16 protein-coding genes are annotated in these 20,653 nt (G+C 58.8%); 12 read left to right on the top strand and 4 right to left on the bottom strand.

Translation table 11 applies throughout. The features are described 5' to 3' along the window. Positions 1-26 precede the first annotated feature (26 nt). Together AC1D2Q_RS27095 and AC1D2Q_RS27100 are read right to left on the bottom strand one after the other, a co-directional pair. Positions 27-1,004 carry a thiamine pyrophosphate-dependent dehydrogenase E1 component subunit alpha gene (locus AC1D2Q_RS27095; RefSeq protein ID WP_477815198.1) on the bottom strand — a complete coding sequence of 326 codons (978 nt, stop codon included), beginning with the start codon at positions 1,002-1,004 and terminating at the stop codon, positions 27-29. 33 nt (positions 1,005-1,037) lie between these two features. Continuing rightward, complete coding sequence (locus tag AC1D2Q_RS27100; protein WP_477815199.1) at positions 1,038-2,096, bottom strand: ATP-NAD kinase family protein; 1,059 nt, start codon at positions 2,094-2,096, stop codon at positions 1,038-1,040. Positions 2,097-2,443: 347 nt separating this feature from the next. On the opposite strand from AC1D2Q_RS27100, the gene AC1D2Q_RS27105 reads away from it, so the two are divergent. After that, the gene (locus AC1D2Q_RS27105; protein WP_477815200.1) at positions 2,444-4,330 is read left to right on the top strand and encodes a sigma-54-dependent Fis family transcriptional regulator; all 1,887 of its coding nucleotides are present in this window, start codon (positions 2,444-2,446) and stop codon (positions 4,328-4,330) included. 120 nt (positions 4,331-4,450) lie between these two features. Here the strand turns inward: AC1D2Q_RS27105 and AC1D2Q_RS27110 are convergent, their stop codons facing one another. Next, positions 4,451-6,016, bottom strand: a complete 1,566-nt coding sequence (locus AC1D2Q_RS27110) for a carbohydrate porin (RefSeq protein WP_477815201.1) — start codon at positions 6,014-6,016, stop codon at positions 4,451-4,453. Between the two features lie 167 nt (positions 6,017-6,183). On the opposite strand from AC1D2Q_RS27110, the gene AC1D2Q_RS27115 reads away from it, so the two are divergent. From AC1D2Q_RS27115 to AC1D2Q_RS27140, 6 genes are all read left to right on the top strand, one after another. After that, complete coding sequence (locus AC1D2Q_RS27115; RefSeq protein ID WP_477815202.1) at positions 6,184-7,458, top strand: ABC transporter substrate-binding protein; 1,275 nt, start codon at positions 6,184-6,186, stop codon at positions 7,456-7,458. Between the two features lie 21 nt (positions 7,459-7,479). Further along, a complete protein-coding gene (locus AC1D2Q_RS27120; protein WP_477815203.1) occupies positions 7,480-8,442 on the top strand; it encodes a carbohydrate ABC transporter permease in 963 nt (320 codons plus the stop codon). Next, on the top strand, positions 8,439-9,281 hold the full coding sequence (locus tag AC1D2Q_RS27125; RefSeq protein ID WP_477815204.1) for a carbohydrate ABC transporter permease: 843 nt from the start codon (positions 8,439-8,441) through the stop codon (positions 9,279-9,281). The genes AC1D2Q_RS27120 and AC1D2Q_RS27125 overlap by 4 nt, the downstream gene beginning before the upstream one ends. A gap of 27 nt (positions 9,282-9,308) precedes the next feature. Then, positions 9,309-10,442: an ABC transporter ATP-binding protein gene (locus tag AC1D2Q_RS27130; protein ID WP_477815205.1), complete on the top strand. Its 1,134-nt coding sequence runs from the start codon at positions 9,309-9,311 to the stop codon at positions 10,440-10,442. Continuing rightward, on the top strand, positions 10,439-11,941 hold the full coding sequence (locus tag AC1D2Q_RS27135; RefSeq protein WP_477815206.1) for a glycoside hydrolase family 32 protein: 1,503 nt from the start codon (positions 10,439-10,441) through the stop codon (positions 11,939-11,941). The genes AC1D2Q_RS27130 and AC1D2Q_RS27135 overlap by 4 nt, the downstream gene beginning before the upstream one ends. A 75-nt stretch (positions 11,942-12,016) precedes the next feature. Beyond that, complete coding sequence (locus AC1D2Q_RS27140; protein ID WP_477815207.1) at positions 12,017-13,009, top strand: LacI family DNA-binding transcriptional regulator; 993 nt, start codon at positions 12,017-12,019, stop codon at positions 13,007-13,009. Positions 13,010-13,031: 22 nt separating this feature from the next. Here the strand turns inward: AC1D2Q_RS27140 and AC1D2Q_RS27145 are convergent, their stop codons facing one another. Then, the gene (locus AC1D2Q_RS27145; RefSeq protein ID WP_477815208.1) at positions 13,032-13,667 is read right to left on the bottom strand and encodes an FMN-binding negative transcriptional regulator; all 636 of its coding nucleotides are present in this window, start codon (positions 13,665-13,667) and stop codon (positions 13,032-13,034) included. A gap of 129 nt (positions 13,668-13,796) precedes the next feature. On the opposite strand from AC1D2Q_RS27145, the gene pdxR reads away from it, so the two are divergent. From pdxR to AC1D2Q_RS27170, 5 genes are all read left to right on the top strand, one after another. Continuing rightward, a complete protein-coding gene (pdxR, locus tag AC1D2Q_RS27150) occupies positions 13,797-15,329 on the top strand; it encodes a MocR-like pyridoxine biosynthesis transcription factor PdxR (RefSeq protein ID WP_477815209.1) in 1,533 nt (510 codons plus the stop codon). Between the two features lie 496 nt (positions 15,330-15,825). Further along, positions 15,826-16,347 (top strand): transcription/translation regulatory transformer protein RfaH, encoded by a 522-nt coding sequence (gene rfaH, locus AC1D2Q_RS27155; protein WP_477815210.1) that lies wholly within the window; start codon positions 15,826-15,828, stop codon positions 16,345-16,347. A gap of 236 nt (positions 16,348-16,583) precedes the next feature. Beyond that, positions 16,584-17,744, top strand: coding sequence for an outer membrane beta-barrel protein (locus tag AC1D2Q_RS27160; protein ID WP_477815211.1), 1,161 nt, complete (start codon positions 16,584-16,586; stop codon positions 17,742-17,744). A 13-nt stretch (positions 17,745-17,757) separates the two neighbouring features. After that, positions 17,758-18,291 carry a polysaccharide biosynthesis/export family protein gene (locus AC1D2Q_RS27165; protein ID WP_028940768.1) on the top strand — a complete coding sequence of 178 codons (534 nt, stop codon included), beginning with the start codon at positions 17,758-17,760 and terminating at the stop codon, positions 18,289-18,291. A gap of 3 nt (positions 18,292-18,294) precedes the next feature. Beyond that, entirely contained in the window at positions 18,295-20,541 is a 2,247-nt protein-coding gene (locus AC1D2Q_RS27170; protein WP_477815212.1) for a GumC family protein, read from the top strand. Positions 20,542-20,653 lie beyond the last annotated feature (112 nt).

Below are 20,653 nucleotides of genomic sequence, written 5' to 3' on the forward strand. Positions count from 1 at the left end.
GTCTCGATTCTTGTTATAGGGGGCGTTCAGGGATAGGAAACGTAGACGTCGGTGAGCAGGTCGGCGGCGCTTGGCTTGGGGTCGGACTTGGCCTTGCGCACGGCATTTTCGATCAACAGGTCCACTTCGCCATCGATCTGGTCCAACTGGCTGGCATCGATCAAACCGGTCCGGGTGGTGCGCTCGCGAAACTGCATCAAGCAGTCGTTGTGTTCGCGGAAATACTTGACCTCGTCCGGTGCCCGATAGGTCTGGGCGTCGCCTTCAAAGTGACCGTAGTAGCGGGTCAACTTGACCTCGATCAACGACGGTCCTTCACCGGCTCGGGCGCGCGCCACCGCGGCACCGGCGGCTTCGTGAACGGCGAAAAAATCGAAGCCGTCGACGGTGACCCCAGGCATGCCGAAACCGGCTGCGCGGTCGGCGATGAGATCGCAGGCCACTGACCAGTTGGACGCCGTGGCCTCGGCGTAACCGTTGTTCTCGGCAATGAACAGGCACGGCAGGTTCCACACCGAGGCCATGTTCATCGCTTCGAACACGGCGCCTTCGTTGGAACCGCCGTCGCCGAAAAACGCCACGGCGACGCCATCGGTTCCCTTGAGCCTGGCGGCCAGGGCCGCCCCTACCACCAGCGGTGCACCGGCACCGACGATGCCATTGGCACCGAGCATGCCTTTCTCGAAATCGGCGATGTGCATGGAGCCGCCCTTGCCCTGACAGACGCCGGTTTTCTTACCGTAGATTTCGGCCATCATCCCGTGCACATCAACGCCCTTGGCGATGCAATGACCGTGGCCACGGTGGTTGGAGGCGATGCAGTCGTCATCTCTCAGGTGAGCCATGACACCGGCGGCCGAGGCCTCTTCACCGGCATAAAGATGGACGAAACCGGGAATCTCGCCGGTGGCGAACTCCACGTGCAGGCGCTCTTCAAAGACGCGGATGGTGCGCATCACCCGATAGGCATGCAGCAATTGATCAGCAGTCAGCTGTGTCGACATTTTTATTCTCCAGGGTGTCTTGAGGCTCAAGTTTCAAAGTGCAAGGTTCAAAGGGTGTTGCGGGTGTTCACGACCGATGGCCAGCAGCCGCTCTTGCGCGGCATAGGCCAGTGCCGCATTGACATCGATACTCAGCGGGCCGCCGGCATCGAGGGTCACGGTGGGCAAGTCATGGGCGTTGAATTCGATTTCCCGTTCGCCATCCAGGGCCAGGGTGCCGCTGCTCAGGCACAGGCGATGGGCAACACCGGGTTCAAGGCTGGCGGCCGCGAGTACGCCGCAGCCTTGCAACAGGCCGGGCGCCAGGGGCACCAGCAAGGCTTCGGACGATTGCGGATCAAGGCGCATCCAGGCGCCGTTGGGGGCTTGGCGCGAGACCGGAAACCACAAGCCGCAGAGGGCGGAAATGCCAATGGACTGAGGTTCCGCGAAGGTTACAAACACCTCCGCCAGATCGACCCCACGGCTGATTGCACGGGCGCCGATGAAGGGCAGCGAGGACACCGCCACGTCCACCAGCGCCACTTCGCAGAGGTCACGGCGTGGAATCCGCACCAGCAGGCGTTTATTGCGGCGCAAAGCGATTTCGGGGGCAACCCGCCCGCTGGCGAATAGCCCGCCGGCCAGCCCGGCGCTGGTGGCCTCACGCAGTTCTGGAAAGGCATTGTTGGTCCCCGTCGACAGGGTCAGCAATGGAATGTCGCCGACTTCGGCAGCCACCGCTTTGTGGGTGCCGTCACCGCCGAGCACGGCAATCAGCGAGACGCCGCGTTCAGCCATCCAGCGCGCGGCCTGGCGAGTGTCCGCCACGCTCTGGCGCAAGGTCAGTTCCAGGAACTCCAGGGTTGGCCAGTGGCTGTCACGCGCCTGGCGGCCATGGCTGTTCTTCTTCACCGCCGCCGCGATGCCGGTCATGTCGGTGGGCATCAGTACGCGCTCGACACCCGTGGCGCCAAAAGCCGCCAGCAGCCGTTGGATCACCGAGACCTTGTCAGTGCTGGAAAACAGCCCGGCATTCGCCGTCAGACGCCTTACGTCCCGGCCGGACGCCGGATTGGCAATGATGCCGACGGTCAGGGACAAGCGACTCATGTCGCCACCACGGGTACGGCAGAGTAAAAGCCTCGGCAGGAGGACATAGGGCACCTCTTGTTATTATCGGGTTGCCAGTCGTGCTGGTTGCCGGGGTTAGAGCAAGGCCGGTGCCAGGTTCGCAAAAAATCGCCAGAAAGCCCGACCCAGAGCGGTCTTGACTGCATTTTCAAGGGCTGGGATCTCGCTCGTTTGAGACGTCCCATGTCAGCTTGCACGGGTTCATGGTGAGACCTTGAGACGTCGCGTCTCAGCTTCGCCGTGGGGTGAACCGATGCTTGTCGACCGTCGGTGAACGGCGCTTAATAGCCCGCACAACTAAAAGAAGATCGAACCGGAGGCCTTAAATGCTTTCCGCACACTCGAAGGCGCATGTGGATTGCGTCAGTCGTGTTTTGAAGAACGCAGCGTATCTGCCGCAACTACCGGTGCCGGATTTGATCCTGGATTCCTGGCGCCGCTCCATGGAGCAGCACCATCTGGACCCTGGCTCATTACAAGGGCCGCGGATCCTGTCCCAGAACGTGTTGCAGGAGTGTCGAGAACGCTCCGAACTGTTCCTGCGCATCGCCAGCGAAGAAGTCGCCCGGCTCCACGGTCGCGTGCGCGATGCCGACTACTGCGTGTTGCTCACCGACGCCCAGGGCCAGACCATCGACTATCGCGTGGAAACCTCCATCCGTAATGACTGCCGCAAAGCAGGCCTGTACCTGGGCACCTGCTGGTCAGAAGGTGAGGAAGGCACCTGCGGGGTGGCCGCGGTGCTGACCGCACGAACACCGGTCACGGTGCACAAGCGGGATCACTTCCGCGCGGCTTTTATCGGACTCACCTGCTCCGCCGCTCCGGTCTTCGACCCTCGGGGCGAACTGCTCGGGGTGCTCGATGTGTCTGCGGTGCGTTCGCCGGACGACCGTCGTTCGCAGCATCTGATCCGGCAGCTGGTGGTGCAGAGCGCACGGGAAATAGAACAAGCGTTTTTCATGAACAGTGCCCAGGGTTACTGGGTGCTGCGGGCCCACAACAGCCCGGGCTACGTCGACAGCCAACCCGATTACCTGCTTGCCTGGGACGACGACGGGCAACTGCAGGCACTCAACCCCGCGGCGCGGCAGTGGCTGTGGCAAAGCGTTGGTCAACTGCCGGAACACATCGGCCAAGTGTTCGATCAGCAACTATTGCATCGCGCCAGGGACGAATCGCTCTGCCTGTTTCACTGCCGGGGTGGCCGCCATGTCTTGCATGGGAGACTCAGCGCGCCACGGCAGGTGAAACGCAGCCCGGCTCGTCGGGTACTGTCACCCGCCGAACTCGACCCGCGACTGGAAGAAAGTTTGCGCCTTGCGGTTCGGGTCAAAGACCGTAATCTGCCGGTGCTGATTCACGGCGAAACCGGTTCCGGCAAGGAAGTCTTCGCCCGCCAGCTGCACCAGGCCAGTCTGCGCCGTGATCGACCTTTTATTGCGGTGAACTGCGCAGCGATTCCCGAAAACCTGATCGAAAGCGAGCTGTTTGGTTATGCGGCCGGCGCCTTCACCGGAGCTTCGAATAAAGGCATGCAAGGTCTGCTGGAACAGGCCGATGGCGGCACCCTGTTTCTCGATGAAATCGGCGATATGCCCCTGACCCTGCAAACCCGGCTACTGCGGGTTTTAGCCGAGGGCGAAGTGGCGCCCCTGGGAGCGTCACGAAGCAAAGCGATAGACATTCAGGTCGTCTGCGCCAGCCACCGCGATCTGGAGGCCCTGGTCGCCTCTGGCGAGTTTCGCGAGGACCTGTACTTCCGCCTCAGTGGTGCGCGATTCCAATTGCCGCCGTTGCGCGAACGCAGTGATCGACTGGCATTGATCAACCGGATACTCGAAGAAGAATCATCGGCCTGCGCGACAGCGATGCAACTGGGAAGCGCCGCACTGGAATGCCTGCTCGGCTATCGCTGGCCAGGTAATGTGCGCGAACTGCGGTACGTGCTGCGTTACGCCTGCGCGGTGTGCGAGACCCACTTGATTCTGTTGAGTGACTTGCCTGAGCATCTGCCCGGCCATCGACTCAACGATCCGGCTTCAGCTGACACCGTGGAACGCTGCGCCAGTCCGGAACGCGAGGCACTCATCGATGCCCTCGTGCGTCATCGCTGGAAACCCACCCCCGCGGCCAAGGCTTTGGGCATTTCCCGGGCAACGCTGTATCGACGGGTGCATCAACATGGCATCGACATGCCTGGCAGGGGCTGACCACGGTTTCATCCGGCGGCCCCGCTCAATGAACGTTGGCCACCGGACAGCACAATGGACTTGCATCGATCACAGTATTGGTGAACGGCATCGAATAAATGTGGGAGCAAGCCCCGGCTGTTAAAACCAGGTTTCCATCTGTATCCCGTATTGCCACACACCGCCGGCGTTGAAGTCCGTCTTGCCGAAGTTGTCTGTGGAGCTGTATCGGTCCAGGTCCGAAGACCAGTTCATGAAGCTGGCGAATACGCGCAATTCGGGGCGTGTGAGCAGGTCTCCAACGTCGGGTTTGAAGGTCGGGGCGATGGTGAATTTCCAGAAGTTACCGTCCACCGCATTACGTTGCAGGTAGCCCTTGGGGTCGAGGTTCATGGTTTGCCAGCTCATTTCGTAGGCCATCTCGAAATTGCTGTTGATTTCATTAGCCAACCGCATGTTCAGGGTCATCCAGCGGTAGTCGTCTCCCTTGACGTACCGATCCTTGCTTTGTTCGGCCAGCAGACTTGGACCGATGCGCCAGTGGGGTGCAATCGGTGTCTCGCCGTACAGCGCCAGGCGCAGCGCACGGGCGTCTTCGATCAGTTCGCCGTCCGAGCCAATGTTCTTGACCTCGGCCCCCAACCCTTGCCCGTAGAGCAGCGCCGTCTTGAAGAAGCCTTCCCTGCCGAAAAAGTTTTTCTGGTGGTTGGCCACCATGCTGTGCAAGCCGGAGTCCGCAGGCTTCAGGCCCGCTTCATTGGTGCGAGTGCTAAAGTCGTTTTTCTTTGAGCCAATACCATTGAACATCCACTGCCACTGACCATTATCGAAGAACTGGTTGGAGGTGAGGATGTAGCTTTCCACATCGGCATTGACACCGCCCTCACTGAAATCCCCGTAGTTACGCCCGATCAACGAGTAATTGGAACGCCAATCCTTGTTCATCTGCACATCGTAGATGCCACCCCCGGTGCCGGCCAGAAAGACGACGTCCGAGTCCAGCCAATGGATATCGAAGTTGTCCCTGTCGAATCGCTTGCCTGCCCACAGGGTGGCGTTCTCGAACGTCGAATTGCCCTTGAATGCGGCGAGATGATCGAGTTCCGTAAATACCTGGCGCACATTCAGGTTACTTTCGGCGGCCGTCCAGTCATTGGAGCTTTCCACTCCATCGGCGATGGAAACCGTGAATTTGGAATGGGTGCCGTTCTGCGCATAGGCTTCTTTCGACAGGTCTATACGCATGTAAGTATCGTCTTCATTACCCAGTCGCCCGACTGCACCACCGACTGAACCGGCAGGCGTCGTATAAGGACCGCCACGCCCACCACCCAGGCCATCGTTGATCAGCAATCCGGAGCGGGCGTAGCCCTTGAAGCTGAACCCGTCGGTGAGGTGCCCGGTACTGCCCTCCTTCTCCATGCTTTGCTGACGGGCTTCGAGTTTTGCCAACCGCGTATCCAAACTGGGCGACGCAGTGGCGGTCGCAGTGGACGCAGCAGGCTGCAAGGCAGGAGTGGACTGTTTGAGCTGCTGCAATTCCCTGGCGAGCGCCTGGGTTTGTTGTTCGGCGGCGGCTGCACGTTTTTCCGCAGCGCTGGCACGGGCTTCAAACGCGGCCATGCGTTCTTCCAGAGTCGCGGCCTGAGCGGTGGCCGCCGAGGTGCCGAGTACGCCTGCGAGTAGCCAGCTTGATGCTTTCTGCATGGGGGATTTCCTGTTTTGTTTTTATTTTTTGTCCTGCGACCGACCTTTTTTTCGTGAATTGTTAATTGTCAAAATCTACGAAAAAAAGGATGCCTCATCGCAAATACGCTGCTACATTTGGCGATGTTAACGTTAACTTTTCTAAAAACAAAAATAAAGAGGGCTTTATGAAACAGCTCAAATCACTCTTTCCAGCAGCACTGCTTGCCCTTTGCGCCGGGCTTCCATCCCTCTCCAGCGCAGCCAATCTGACGATTTCCTGCGGTGCGGTGGGCGCGGAATTACAACTGTGCAAGGAGGCCGTCGAGGCGTGGTCGAAACAGACCGGCAATCACGTCGAGGTGGTGTCCACGCCTAATTCGGCAACCGAGCGCTTGTCGTTCTACCAACAGATCCTCAGTGCGCAGTCCAGCGACATCGACATCATTCAAATCGACATGGTGTGGCCGGGGATGTTGGCCAAACATCTGTTGGATCTGCGCGAGGTGCTGCCCACCGACGCGACTCAAGGCTACTTCCAGGCACAGGTGGACAACGCCACGGTGAACGGACGGCTGGTGACGATGCCGTGGTTCACCGACTCGGGCCTGCTGTATTACCGCAAGGACTTGCTCGAGAAATACAACAAGCAAGTCCCCCAGACCTGGGAGGAAATGACCGCTACCGCCAAGGATGTACAACAGGCCGAGCGCAATGCCGGCAACGCCAACGCATGGGGGTACATCTTTCAAGGGCGTGCCTACGAAGGCCTGACGTGTAATGCACTGGAATGGATCAGCAGCCAACCGGACGGCGGGCTGGTCAATCCACGAGGCGACATCGTGGTCAACAGCCAGGCCTCAAGAGCGGCGTTGACCCTGGCAAAAAGCTGGGTAGGCGACATCTCCCCGCGTGGCGTGCTCAATTACACCGAGGAAGAAGGACGCGGCGTATTCCAGTCGGGCAATGCGCTGTTCATGCGTAACTGGCCTTATGTCTGGGCCTTGGTGCAAAGCAAGGACAGTGCGGTAAAAGACAAGGTCGGCGTCGCTCCCCTGCCCCGCGGCGGCAACAGCGGCACCCATGCCTCCACCCTCGGCGGTTGGGGTTTGGCGGTGTCGCGTTACAGCGCCAACCCGAAGCTTGCCGCCGAACTGGTGAGCTACCTGAGCAGTGCCCAACAGCAAAAACGTCGTGCGTTGATTGGCGCCTATAACCCGGTGATCGAGTCGCTTTACCAGGATCCCGAGCTACTCGCGGCCATGCCTTATTACAGTCAGCTGCACAGCATTCTCAACGATGGCGTCATGCGCCCGGCTTCAATCACCGCCGCTCGTTATCCACGGGTTTCCAATGCGTTCTTCGATCAAGTGCATGGCGTGCTGGCCGGCGAGTTGCCGGTCGATCAGGCGCTGACCGAACTGGAAGGCGAACTCACGCGCATCAAACACCGGAACTGGTAAGCCACAAGGAAGAAAATCACCATGTCTGTCTCTATTGCCCATGCTCCCTGTGACGAGCTCCTGCTCACCAGGGAAACGCCGGTACAGCGTCGCCGAGTGCGCGCTGCCTGGCTATTTCTGACGCCGATGTTGCTGTGTCTGGCCCTGGTAGCGGCCTGGCCGTTGCTGCGGACATTCTGGTTCAGCCTGACCGACGCCAGCCTGTCGGATACCGCTGGTGGCACCTTCGTTGGCCTGAGCAATTATCTGTTCCACAACGGTTCCAGCTGGTCGGGCATCCTGGTCGATCCGCAATGGTGGAACGCGGTGCGCAACACCTTGCATTTCACCGCGGTGTCGGTGGGGCTGGAAGTTGTGCTGGGGCTGCTGGTGGCGTTGCTGCTGAACATCAAGTTCACCGGCCGTTCCCTGGTGAGAGCGTTGATTCTGATTCCGTGGGCGATTCCGACCATTGTCTCGGCGAAGATCTGGTCGTGGATGCTCAACGACCAGTTCGGCATCATCAATCACCTGATGCTCAGCCTCGGTCTGATTGACGCGCCCCTGGCCTGGACGGCGGATGCGGACCTGTCGATGTGGGCGGTGATCCTCGTCGACGTCTGGAAAACCGTGCCGTTTGTCACCCTGCTGATGCTCGCGGCCTTGCAGATGTTGCCGAGCGATTGCTACGAAGCCGCCAGGGTCGATGGCATTCATCCACTGAAGGTGTTCTGGCGGGTCACACTGCCACTGCTGATGCCCGCATTGCTGGTGGCGGCGATCTTCCGCATCCTCGATTCCCTGCGGGTGTTCGACGTGATCTATGTGCTGACCTCGAACTCGTCGAGCACCATGAGCATGTCGGTCTATGCCCGCCAACACCTGGTGGAGTTCCAGGACGTCGGTTACGGCAGCGCCGCCTCGACCCTGCTGTTTCTGGTCGTCGCAGTGATCGCCATGCTTTATCTCTACCTCGGACGCCGTCAACTGGAGGTTCGGTCATGAGCCCGCGCCTATTGAAAAAAGCACTGTTGCGCCTCGGGTTCTGGTGCCTGATCGGGGTGTTGCTGCTGTATGCGGTGTTCCCTTTCTACTACGCCATCGTCACGTCGCTGAAGCCTTCCAGCGCCTTGTTCGAGGTGAGCTACTGGATCAAAAACCCCGACTTCTCCAATTACGCGGCGGTGCTCAACCAAGCCTCATTCCTGCGGGCTATCGGTAATTCACTGGTGGTTGCACTTAGCGTGGTGACGCTGGCGCTGTTCCTCAGCCTGACCGCCGCTTATGCCTTGGGCCGGGTGAAATTCCGTGGGCGTGGCACGGTGTTGATGCTGGTCCTTGGCGTATCGATGTTCCCCCAGGTCGCGGTGCTGTCGGGGCTGTTCGAGGTGATCCGTGCCTTGGGCCTGTACAACACTTCCTGGGCGTTGATCCTCAGCTACACGATTTTCACCCTGCCCTTCACCGTCTGGGTGCTGACCACGTTCATGGGCCAACTGCCCCACGAACTGGAAGAAGCGGCAATCATGGATGGCGCTTCACCCTGGATCACGCTGACCCGGGTGCTGTTGCCGCTGCTCTGGCCCGCACTGGTCACCACGGGTTTGCTGGCTTTCATCGCGGCGTGGAATGAGTTCCTGTTTGCCCTGACCTTCACCCTCACCGACACCCAACGCACGGTGCCAGTGGCCATCGCCCTGATTTCCGGCGGCAGTCCCCATGAGTTGCCTTGGGGGTTGTTGATGGCCGCATCGGTGCTGGTCACCGTCCCACTGGTGATTCTGGTGCTGATCTTCCAGCGCCGAATCGTTTCCGGCCTCACTACCGGCGCGTTAAAGGGTTGATGCCCGACAACTACAAGGAACAGCATCGTGATCAAGTTGAAACTGGATAACGTGAACAAACAATTGGGCGGCGCGCGGATTCTGCGCGACGTCAACCTGGAGATCGCGGCGGGTGAGTTCGTGGTGTTCGTCGGCCCTTCGGGCTGTGGAAAGTCGACCCTGCTGCGCCTGATCGCCGGACTGGATTCGATCTGCGCCGGCGACCTGCTGATCGACGGGCGCCGGGTCAACGACCTGGAGCCGCGCGAGCGTGGCGTCGGCATGGTGTTTCAGTCTTATGCGCTGTACCCGCACATGAGCGTCTACGACAACATCAGTTTTGGCCTGAAGCTGGCCAAGACTGAAAAGAGCAGCCTGCGCGAGCGGGTGCTGAAAACCGCGCAAATCCTGCAATTGGACAAACTGCTGCAACGCAAGCCAAAGGAACTGTCTGGCGGGCAACGTCAGCGTGTAGCCATGGGCAGAGCCATGGCGCGGGAACCGGACATTCTGTTGTTCGACGAGCCGCTCTCCAACCTGGATGCATCCTTGCGAGTGCAGATGCGCAACGAAATCGCCCGCCTGCATGCCCGGCTGGGCTCGACCATGATCTACGTCACCCACGATCAGGTGGAAGCGATGACCCTGGCCGACAAAATTGTCGTGCTCAATGGCGGTCGCGTCGAACAGGTCGGCTCACCGCGCGAACTCTATGAGCGCCCGGCCAGTCGCTTTGTCGCCGGTTTTCTCGGCTCACCCAGAATGAATTTTCTGCCGGCGCGCTTGCAGGCGCCAGGTGAAACCAGCCTGGTCGACAGCCCCGTGCTGGGGATGACGTCCCTGCCCTTCAACAGCTCGAACCTGGCGGCGGGCACGCTGCTGAGCCTGGGCATTCGCCCGGAGCACGTGTCGCTCAAGGCGGCGGAAGGAACCGCCGGCATTGTCGTGACCGCGGTCGAATACCTGGGCAGCGAAACCTATGTGCACCTCGAAACAGGTCAGGACGAGCCACTGATCTGTCGTTGTGAGGTTCACGCCGGATGGCAGGCGGGCGACCGGGTCGAGCTGCAGCTGGACATCGCCAACCTGCACCTGTTCGACGCCGACGGCACGGCCTTGAAGCGCCACCCGCACGCCATTGAAACCGTCCCTCTGCGCTCGGTACGAGCAGGCGCCCTATGACTTTGTCTTTGAATACCCTGAGCGATCCAATGCCTGACTCCCTTGACCTTGCGCAGCGAGCGCTGAGTGACGGCCTGTCTCGGGTCATCCACGATTACCGCCCCGGTTATCACCTTGCCCCCCCGACAGGCTGGATGAACGACCCTAACGGCGTGGTGTACTTCCGTGGCGAGTATCACGTTTTCTATCAACACCACCCCTTTGACGCGAAGTGGGGCCCGATGTATTGGGGGCATGCCAAGAGTGCCGACCTGGTCCATTGGCAGCATCTGCCCATTGCCCTGGCGCCCGGCGATGACTTCGACCGCCACGGTTGTTTTTCCGGTAGCGCGGTGGTGTGTGGGGATACCCTGGCACTGATCTACACCGGGCACACCTGGCTGAAGGACGTGGGTGACGAAAGCGCAATTCGTCAAGTCCAGTGCCTGGCCACCAGTGTCGACGGCATCCGTTTCGTCAAACATGGCGCCGTCATCGACACCGCGCCGCAAGACACGATCATGCACTTTCGTGACCCCAAGGTCTGGCAAGAGGACGACTATTGGTACCTGATTGCCGGCGCACGTCTGGGCGATCAACCGCTGCTGCCGCTGTACCGTTCCACCGATCTGCACACCTGGGAGTTCCTCGATTATGTAGCCAGCGGCAGCGAAGGCGATGGCTACATGTGGGAGTGCCCGGATCTGTTTCGCCTGAACGGGCGCGACGTGCTGCTGTACTCCCCTCAGGGCATGCAACCCCAGGGTTACGAACGGCTCAACAAATACCAGACCGGTTATCGAGTGGGCCGCCTCGACAGCCAATGGCACTTTACCGGCGGGCCTTTTATCGAGCTGGATAACGGGCACGATTTCTATGCCGCGCAAACGCTGGTGGCCGCCGATGGTCGGCGCCTGGTGTGGGCGTGGCTCGACATGTGGGAAAGCCCGATGCCGAGCCAGGCCCATCACTGGTGCGGCATGCTCGGTTTGCCACGCGAACTGGAACTGCATGACGATCGCCTTTGCGTGTATCCGGCCCGGGAGCTCACCGCTCTACGCCAGGCGCCATTGCCGGGTACGTCCTGGTGGGACGGTTCAGGGGCCCGGCGGGTGCCGGAAGTGAATGGCGACCTGCTGGAAATCCATGTGCATCTGGATCTGCTCGGTTGCACCGACGGCCACCTGGGCATCGCCTTGCGCTGCAGTGACGATGATGATGAAGAAACCTTGCTCTACTACGATGTGGCGCTGCAGCGTCTGGTGCTGGACCGCAGCCGCTCGGGTGCGCAAGTTACCGGCCAGCGCAGTGTGCCGATAGACCCGACACAGGAGCGGCTGGCGCTGCGTGTGTTCCTCGATCGCTCGTCCATCGAGGTGTTCGACGAAAACGGGGGCTTCAGCCTCAGCAGCCGCCTCTATCCGCAGCCCGACAGTCTGGGGGTGAAGCTTGTGGCAAGCGGCGGTGGCGGGCGCGTGCGCATTCCAAGAGCGTGGCCTCTGGCCTCGGGATGGCTGTGAGCGGCGTCATTCGAGTCGCGAGAAACCCGAGCCCTGTGTCATGATTCTGCGTCAACCTGACCGGCCTCGCCTCGCATGACTTCAGTGAAAGACGTTGCACAACTGGCCGGCGTGTCCCTGAYGACGGTTTCTCGAGCGCTCAATAACCCGGAAAAACTGAGCCCCGAAACCCTTCAGCGGGTGCGTCGCGCCATTGATGAACTGCAATTCGTACCGAGCCTGTCGGCGCGCAAGATGCGCGGCGACAACCTCCAGTCGCGCACCATCGGTGTGTTCGCGCTGGACACCGCGACCACACCGTTCGCAGTGGAGCTGCTGCTGTCCATCGAACAGACAGCGCAGCAGGCCGGCTGGAATGTCTTTATCCTTAACCTGTTGAGCAACCCACCCACTGACCAGAACATCGACCTGATGCTGTCGCACCGCCCCGACGGGTTGATCGTCAGCGCCATGGGTTTTCGCCACGTCAGCATTCCCGAGCGCTTGAAGAGCAAACCGCTGGTACTCGCCAATTGCCTGGCCGATGACAGTCGCCTGGTCAGCTATGTGCCGGATGACGAAACAGGTCAGTATCGAGCCGTGCATCACGCGTTGAGCCAAGGCTATCGGCGCCCACTGTGCATCAATCTGCCAAAGCAGAGCCTGGCCTGGGGGCTGCGACAAGAAGGCCTGCTGCGCGCCTGTCAAGCATTCGGACTGGCGCCTGACGCGCTCCTGCAATACGACCTTTCCGACCATGACGCCTACGGCGAAACCGCAGCCATCCTCGACCGGCACATCATTGGGGGTCGTCCGCAATTCGACATTCTGATCTGTGGCAACGACCGCATCGCGTTTTGTGCCTATCAGCTGTTGTTGGGCCGTGGCCTGAAAATTCCCGGCGATGTCGCGGTGCTCGGCTACGACAACATGATCGGTATCGCTGAACTGTTCATCCCGCCGCTGACCACGGTGCAACTGCCGTACTACGAGATCGGTCGCCAGGCTGCCCGGCACCTGATCGAAAGCCTGGAGGTAGAGGGAGCCCAGCCGGTTGATTGTCCATTGGTGGTCAGGGCCTCGCTATGAATGTGAGCGCCGCAGACCAGCCTCAGGATTTGGCATCGACACCCGCGAGCATTGCCTCTGCCAACACTATTTTCCCGCTGTCCTTGAGCGCCTGGCCTGCACCGCGGATGTCTCTCGCTTCTTTGTTCTGGCTCAACTTGAATTTACCGACCAGGCGAGTGATCTCGATCTCGACCCCAACGATCGCTTTGAGCATCGAGGCAATGTAGTCCTTCGGGGCGTCCGTCATTTTCCATGGCTCGGGCTGGGACGACTCATGGGTTCGAGTCAGGAGCGCCACCAACCCACGAACGTAGCGCTCATCATCRTGAAGGGTGATCCTCCCATGGGCGTGCACCACCTTGTAGTTCCAGGTCGGAACCTGCTTATGGGTTTCGTGCTTGCTCGGATACCAGGTGGGCGAGATGTAAGCCTCGGCACCGCGAAAAACCACCAAGACTTCGTCGCCATTTTTAACGTCTTGCCAGACCGGATTGGCGCGCGCGACGTGCGCCTGGAGAACACCGAACTGCCCCTCCGAGGCCTTTAACTCGAAAGGAATGTGGTTGGCATCCAGTCCACTTTCACCGTTGGTAAACAGAATGCCCAGCGGGTGCTGCACGATCAGCTCATGAAGGGCTTCGGCGCGAGGCTCATCAAAATGGGCAGGTACGTACATATCAACTCCTTCAATCGTTCAAGGGTGGGGACAGCGCGCCAGTGGTGAGGTGGCCTTGGTGTGAATTGTGTTGATGAACTGGCCCATGGTATAGAGCCAATATCCAACATAATCACTGAGCCAGAATTGATGGCGCGTAAAGCCAACGTTGTTGAAATTCCATCGCTGGGCACGCTGGATCGAACCGCAGGTCAATTGGGACGACAGCTTGCTCAAGCGCTTAGGTCCGCGATCCGCAGGGGCGACCTCAAGCCTGGTGAGCTGCTGCCATCGACACGCATTCTCGGCAAATCGCTGATGATTGCCCTAGGCACCGTCATTGAAGCCTTTGAGCAATTGATCGCCGAGGGCTTCCTGGAATCCCAAGGCAGAGCGGGCACGCGGGTGGCCCGCTCTTTGGCAGATGCGTCGCCAACCACCCGGCAGGAACAGCGTCGGCCAACTGAAGCCAGGTCGTGGACGCCCTCTGCGCGTATCGAACGGTTCGCTCAGGTGGCCCGACAATTTGCAGCGGCTGCGCAGATTCCGTTCTCGGTCTCGGTGCCCATTGGCAAAGCGGCGCCTGACGATATCTGGCGTCGCCTTGGCAATCGCATCAGGGCGCGGGGCCCCGGAGCTCCCTCGGGATACGGCGATCCACAAGGCGCGCTTGAGTTACGGGAAGCGGTAGCGGATTACGTGCGCAAGTCACGCTCTGTGCGCTGTGAAGCGAGCCAGGTGATCATTACATCCGGCACGCAACAGGGCCTGTATCTCGCCTGTCAGGTGCTGCTCGATGTGGGAGATTTTGCGTGGGTGGAGGATCCAGCCTACCGGGGTATCACCGGGATTCTGGAAAGCGCGGGCCATAGCGATCAAATGATCCGCGTCCCGGTTGATGCCGAGGGGCTGAATGTTGAAAACGGCATGGAGCAATGCCCCCAGGCGCGGGTAGCCTTTGTAACCTCGTCACATCAATACCCGCTCGGCATGCCAATGAGCATGGCCAGACGCAATGCCTTGCTGGCATGGGCCAGGGCGTCCGATGCCTGGATCGTCGAGGACGATTACGACAGTGAACTGCGTTACGCCGGCCACCCTTTTCCATCCTTGCAAGGGCTGGACCCCGACCGGGTTATCTACCTGGGGACGTTCAGCAAAATACTGTTCCCCTCGTTACGACTCGGCTACGCAATCGTTCCGCCTTATCTGGTGCAAGCCTTTTGCGGTGCGCGGGTCCTGATGGATCGGCATCCCGCCAACGCCGATCAGCACGTGCTCGCAGCGTTCATCGCAGAAGGACATCTGGATCGGCACATCCGGCGAATCCGCGGCGTATACGCAGACATCCACAGGCAAATCATCGAAGCGGTTGCCAGGCTGATTCCTCGCGAACTTGCATGGCTGGAGCCGAGCGATCAGGGCATGCATCTGGTGCTTTGGCTGGCGGAGGGTATCGACGATCAATGGGTCGCCGCTAAAGCCTCCGAAGCGCAGGTATCGGTACGTGCCGTGTCGCCGATGTATGCCGGTGGCAATGGCCGTTCGGGATTGATTCTGGGCCTGGGCGGTTTCAGTGCCGAAGAGATTGAGTCCGCCACCCGGCGCCTTGCGCAGGTCATCACGTTGGCCGCGACCCCGTCGGACCGCAGGATCATGCCGATTGCCATAAATCATTTTTAAAACAATTAGTTGGAGAGCCTTAATAACTTATTGGACAGAAGGCTATATTTTTGACTAGTTACATTTGACAGGCCGCCTTGAGTGATCAATACCTAACAGGGTCGAGGCCTGACAACGGCGACGACAATGTAGTGGATGAATATCCATTACCGACTGCATTGTCAGTAAGGCTTACGAACGAAAGTACTTATTCTTAAAGGGTCGAAGGTTCGGACCATGCGGTAGCTTTGGCCATCGCAAAAGACATACTTTGTCTCGTGTCCGAAGGCTATTTCACGCACAGTGTTAAGTAACACTTACACATTCCACGTAAAAGTTTTGACTTCGACCCCAAGCGTTACTCGCGCCTTACATGCTTCATCATTGATACAGTGCCTTAAGAATTTAACACTTTCTCGACTTCCATGCCCTCAATAGAGTTACTGGAAGGATAAAGGCATCGCTAATGCGCGACAGCGACAGGCATGTTTAAACCAACGTTACGGAGCTTGCCAGTATGCTGACCAGTACCCAAGCCTCTAACTGGTATCTTTTGCAGTGCAAGCCACGTCAGGACGAACGGGCGAAAATCAATTTATTGCGGCAAAACTACGTCATATTTTGCCCGCAAACCGTTAGCCAGCGCAGGATACACGGTAGCCCCCATCAATCCCTTGAGCCTCTCTTCCCGGGCTACCTTTTCATTCAGCTAGGCCGTGACGACAAGTGGGCGCCTTTGCGTTCTACCCGTGGCGTCAGCCGAATCGTCGATTTTAATCACGGCCCGGCAATGGTCCCTGACGATGTCATCGAACACTTGCAAGAGCGGTGCTATAAACCACCGGAAATTCTTGCACCTCACACGTTCAAGCCCGGCGAAAAACTGCAAATAACCCGAGGGCCGCTGTCGACACTCGAAGGTATTTTCATGACCATGTTAGGTGACGAGCGAGTCATGATCCTGCTTCACTTTCTAAACAGAGAACAGCCGATACGCATTCCATTGACTGATATTGAGCGAGCACGCCTCCATCTATAAGCTCCTATTCAACTTGCTTCAATAACGAACTTGAACACACCCCACCCAACTTCAAACTCAAACAAGAGCTTATGCCTTTTTTATTTCATGAATTGTTTCCTGGCGCGTGATCATTCACACTTACGAGCTCCATTCTAATGAAGAAACTACTGACACCAGCCGATGTTACATCGCGCACATTCGGCCCTGTTTTTTCCGGTCTATAGTCATTGGATTCGTCCCCCAGGAGCAATGACATGACCCTTAAGACCCGCGGCCCTTTCGCACTGATAATGATCTCTTTATATCCCGGAGCGGCCTGGAGTCTCGACCCCCAGGCCATTGACATCTACGGATTCGACTTCACACCTACATTGTTATTTTCAGAGAGCTACGATGACAACTTCCGGGAACTGGATCGGGGACGTCAGTCTTCCATGGTGACCAAGGTGGCGCCCTCTTTCGAACTCAAGGCCGAAGATCGAAACAGTGCCACGCGACTTATCTGGCAGCCTACCCGCTACATTTATCATGATCATCCGGACGCCTCGAATACGGCACAACGTGTGCGGCTCGACAGCATCATGGAGTTCACCGACCGCCATCGCCTGAAACTTGAAGGGGAAGCGCGTAAATACGAGCGCACGACATCGACTGCTGTCGATGGCATCTATGACAAGATTCGCACTAATCGCGTCAATGGTCTCTATACCTACGGCGCGAGGAGCGCTGCCAATCAGATCGATCTGGGCGCAAGTTACGCTCAACTTCGTTACGACAACTCCGACGGCATCAATAAAGACAAAGAGCGTAATACCACCGGCCTGACCACCACCTGGTACCACCGTATAGGCAGCAACACCCGCGGCTTGCTGGAGTACGACCACACCGTCTTCGACTACCTGCTCTCCGACAGCCGTCTCAACAGCACGTCCAATGCGGTCCTGGCCGGTGCCGAGTGGGACTTCACCGCACGCACCACCGGCAAAGTACGCATTGGTTATGAGCGCAAGAGCTTTGATGACAGCGGTGTCAAAGACCTCAGTAACCCTACCTGGCAGGTGGACCTGCGATGGAAGCCACGAACCTACTCGACCTTTTCGTTCGTTGCTCGCCAGGCACTGGCCGAGGGCGACGACGGTGCTGACGCCGTCAAGACCAGCTCTGCCCTGTTTGGCTGGCGTCATGGCTGGACCGAGCGAATCACAACCGTGGCCGAAGCAGGGCTGGCCCGCTATGAGTACGAGGGGCAGAACCGCACCGACAACCTTCGCGACTACAACTTCGCCGTGGAATACCAGATGCGCCGCTGGCTGGATATCGAATTGGGCTATCGCCACCGCAACGACAATTCCGACGCCGACAACCATAGTTTTGAACGCAACATCTTCCTGCTCAGCTTCAACGTAAGTCTCTAAGAGGTCTCCCCCCATGAACTCGCGAATGCTTGGCTTGTTGTTTGTGCCGTGGCTGTTGCCCGTGACTTTTGCAGCGGACACCGGCGCCCAGTACAAACTGGCGGCCGGCGATGTATTGCGCATCACCGTATTCGGAGAGCGGGATTTGAGCTTCGACAAAATCCGCCTCAATGACGCAGGTACATTTTCCTATCCGTTCCTGGGTGAGATCTCCGCCAAGGGGCTCACCCCCAATCAGGTGGAAAAGATCATCGTCGACGGGCTCAAGCAAGGTTACCTGGTCGACCCCAAGGTCAGCCTCAACCTGATCGTCTACCGCTCGTTCTACATCAATGGCGAAGTACAAAAGCCCGGCAGCTATCCATACGAGCCCGGGCTGACACTGGAAAAAGCCATTGCACTGGGCGGTGGCCTGACCGAACGGGCCTCGATCAAGCGAGTGACCATCGTGCGCGGCGATGGCTCACCACCATTGACCGATACGGTCACGCGCAGCACCGCCATCGCTCCTGGTGACACCATCTCCATTGCACAAGGCTTTTTCTAAATCATGGATAACAGCCCAAGCATCTACGTTGAACGTCCGCTCCAGGCGCATCTGCCTCAGCACCAGCAGCATGGCGAGGAGAAGGACACCATTGACCTGCTCAAATTCTGGAGGGTGATCTGGCGTGCTCATTGGAAAATCGCATGGTTGATGCTGGTTGCCTGTGCGCTCGCAATGGCCACGCTGTCGCTCATTCCCTCGCAATACATCGGCACCACCACCCTGCTGATCAAAGAAAAAACGCCACCGCTGCTGGCTTTCCAGCAAGTCACAGACTCAAGCTCCGGTACCGTCGATTACTTGCAGACACAACTGGCGCTCCTGCAATCGCGGGACTTGGCCGAACGCGCCGTCAAAAAGCTCAACCTCACCACTAACCCGGTGACCGATCCCCGCCAGCAACCGCAGTCATGGTTTACACCACGCACATGGTTGGCAAACCTTGATCTTGGCCAGTGGTTGCCGGCACTGGACTTTTTGATGCCCCAACAGGTAACGCCCACTGAAACCGACATTTTCAATGAGGTCACGCAGAACCTCATGAAGCGCACCGACGTCAAATTCGTCGGCAAGAGCCAACTGCTCAGCATAGAGGTGTTGCTGCCCGACCCTGACCTGGCGGCCGCAACCGCCAATGCGATTGCCCAAGGCTTCATCGATAGCCAGTTCGACAATAGCCTGAAGTCCTCGCAGACCAACGCCAGTTGGATGAATTCACGCCTGGTCGAATTGCGCAATAACCTGCGCATTGCCGAAAACAAGCTTCAGGCTTATCGGGAAGAACAAGGCCTGGTCGATGTCGGCGGTGTCGCCACCATCAGCGCCAATGAGCTGGAAATGACCGGCAACCGCATGATCGATGCCCGCCGTAACCTGGCGGAAGCCGAGAGCCGGTACCGTCAGGTCCAGGCCCTGAGCAATGGCGATCTGAGCAGACTCTCCAGTGTCCCCGCCGTCTTGAGCAACGCTTTGGTGCAGAAATTCCAGGCACAACAGGCCAAGGCTCAAGCCAAGGTCGAAGAATTGTCCGGGCGTTATGGTCCAAAACATCCGACCCTGATCGCCGCCCTCGCCGAGTTGCGTACGGCCACCGACAGTTTGCGTCTACAGGTTCGACAGGTGGTTGCCAGCATCGAACAGGATTACCAGCTAGCCAAAGCCAGTGAAAGCTCACTGCATAAATCATTCAACAGCAACAAGACCCAGATACAGGATATTTCGCGCAAGGAGTTCCAGCTGCGTGAGTTCCAGCGAGAAGTCGACAGCAGTCGCGCGCTGTATGAGACCTTCATCACTCGCTTGAAGGAAACTGCGGCCACCTCAGACATGGATTCCACCAAAGCGCGCATCGTCGACCCTGCGATTGCGCCTTTGGAACCAAGCAAACCCCGTAAAACACTGATCATGGTGATTGTCGCCATCGTGGCCGCGCTGATCGGCATGGCGCTGGCATTAATATCCGAAGCCCGGAACAAAACCTTCAAGACCGACGAAGCGGTCGAAAGCACGCTTAATATCCCCCTGCTCAGTGTGGTGCCGCTGGTCACGAAGAGAAGCCGCCGGCAACTGGCGCGATTGTTCGACGACAACGAGCATCCGCGTTTTTGCGAGACCATTCGTAACTTGCGCACCTGGCTGATGTTGCACAGTGGAGAAAAGCCGTCACAGGTAGTGCTCGTTGCCTCGACCATGGCCGATGAAGGTAAAAGCACCATTGCCAACAACCTGGCTTACTCGCTTGCATTGCTGGAGCGGGTCCTGCTGATCGATGCCGACATGCGCCGATCCAGCCTTTCGCTCAATTTCGATTTTCCGGCAGACAGCCCGGGGCTGGCCAATGTCCTGGCGGGTACTGCCCGACTCGAAGAGTGTATCCGGACTGTCGGCAATCTAGACATGTTGCCGGCCGGCAAGCTTGCGCCCCCGCCGCTTGATCTACTTAGCTCGCCGTGCCTGGCGCCCCTGCTCGAAGCGTTGAAGTCGCGTTACCAGCGCATCATCATCGACTCCCCGCCTGCGCAGATGGTCAGCGACGCGCTATTGCTGGCCAAGCATTCGGACGCGGTGATTTACGTGATCAAAGCCGAAAGCACACCGGTCAACCAGGTGCAGAAATGCCTCGCCATTCTGCAACAGAGCCACGCGCCGGTGTTCGGTGTAGTGCTCAACCAGGTTGACCTGCGCAAGGCGCGCAAGCAGGGCTACAGCCATAGCGATACGTTCCAGAACTACGACTATCTGACCCGGTAAACCCTTGCGCCTGTCTCTTGAGTAGCTTCTTTCCAACAAACACCAAAAACTGCTTCATCCCAGTCGATCGATACCAGCGTGCGGGAACGAGGGCGTGCAGAATTCGACGCCG

This window comes from Pseudomonas sp. P1_A1, from assembly GCF_056406935.1.

Coding starts and splice junctions, on each gene's coding strand:
- AC1D2Q_RS27170 (WP_477815212.1), top strand. CDS start 18,295: ATGGATAACAGCCCAAGCATCTACGTTGAACGTCCGCTCCAGGCGCAT.
- AC1D2Q_RS27120 (WP_477815203.1), top strand. CDS start 7,480: ATGTCTGTCTCTATTGCCCATGCTCCCTGTGACGAGCTCCTGCTCACC.
- AC1D2Q_RS27100 (WP_477815199.1), bottom strand. CDS start 2,096: ATGAGTCGCTTGTCCCTGACCGTCGGCATCATTGCCAATCCGGCGTCC.
- AC1D2Q_RS27110 (WP_477815201.1), bottom strand. CDS start 6,016: ATGCAGAAAGCATCAAGCTGGCTACTCGCAGGCGTACTCGGCACCTCG.
- AC1D2Q_RS27165 (WP_028940768.1), top strand. CDS start 17,758: ATGAACTCGCGAATGCTTGGCTTGTTGTTTGTGCCGTGGCTGTTGCCC.
- AC1D2Q_RS27125 (WP_477815204.1), top strand. CDS start 8,439: ATGAGCCCGCGCCTATTGAAAAAAGCACTGTTGCGCCTCGGGTTCTGG.
- rfaH (WP_477815210.1), top strand. CDS start 15,826: ATGCTGACCAGTACCCAAGCCTCTAACTGGTATCTTTTGCAGTGCAAG.
- pdxR (WP_477815209.1), top strand. CDS start 13,797: ATGGCGCGTAAAGCCAACGTTGTTGAAATTCCATCGCTGGGCACGCTG.
- AC1D2Q_RS27160 (WP_477815211.1), top strand. CDS start 16,584: ATGACCCTTAAGACCCGCGGCCCTTTCGCACTGATAATGATCTCTTTA.
- AC1D2Q_RS27095 (WP_477815198.1), bottom strand. CDS start 1,004: ATGTCGACACAGCTGACTGCTGATCAATTGCTGCATGCCTATCGGGTG.
- AC1D2Q_RS27135 (WP_477815206.1), top strand. CDS start 10,439: ATGACTTTGTCTTTGAATACCCTGAGCGATCCAATGCCTGACTCCCTT.
- AC1D2Q_RS27115 (WP_477815202.1), top strand. CDS start 6,184: ATGAAACAGCTCAAATCACTCTTTCCAGCAGCACTGCTTGCCCTTTGC.
- AC1D2Q_RS27105 (WP_477815200.1), top strand. CDS start 2,444: ATGCTTTCCGCACACTCGAAGGCGCATGTGGATTGCGTCAGTCGTGTT.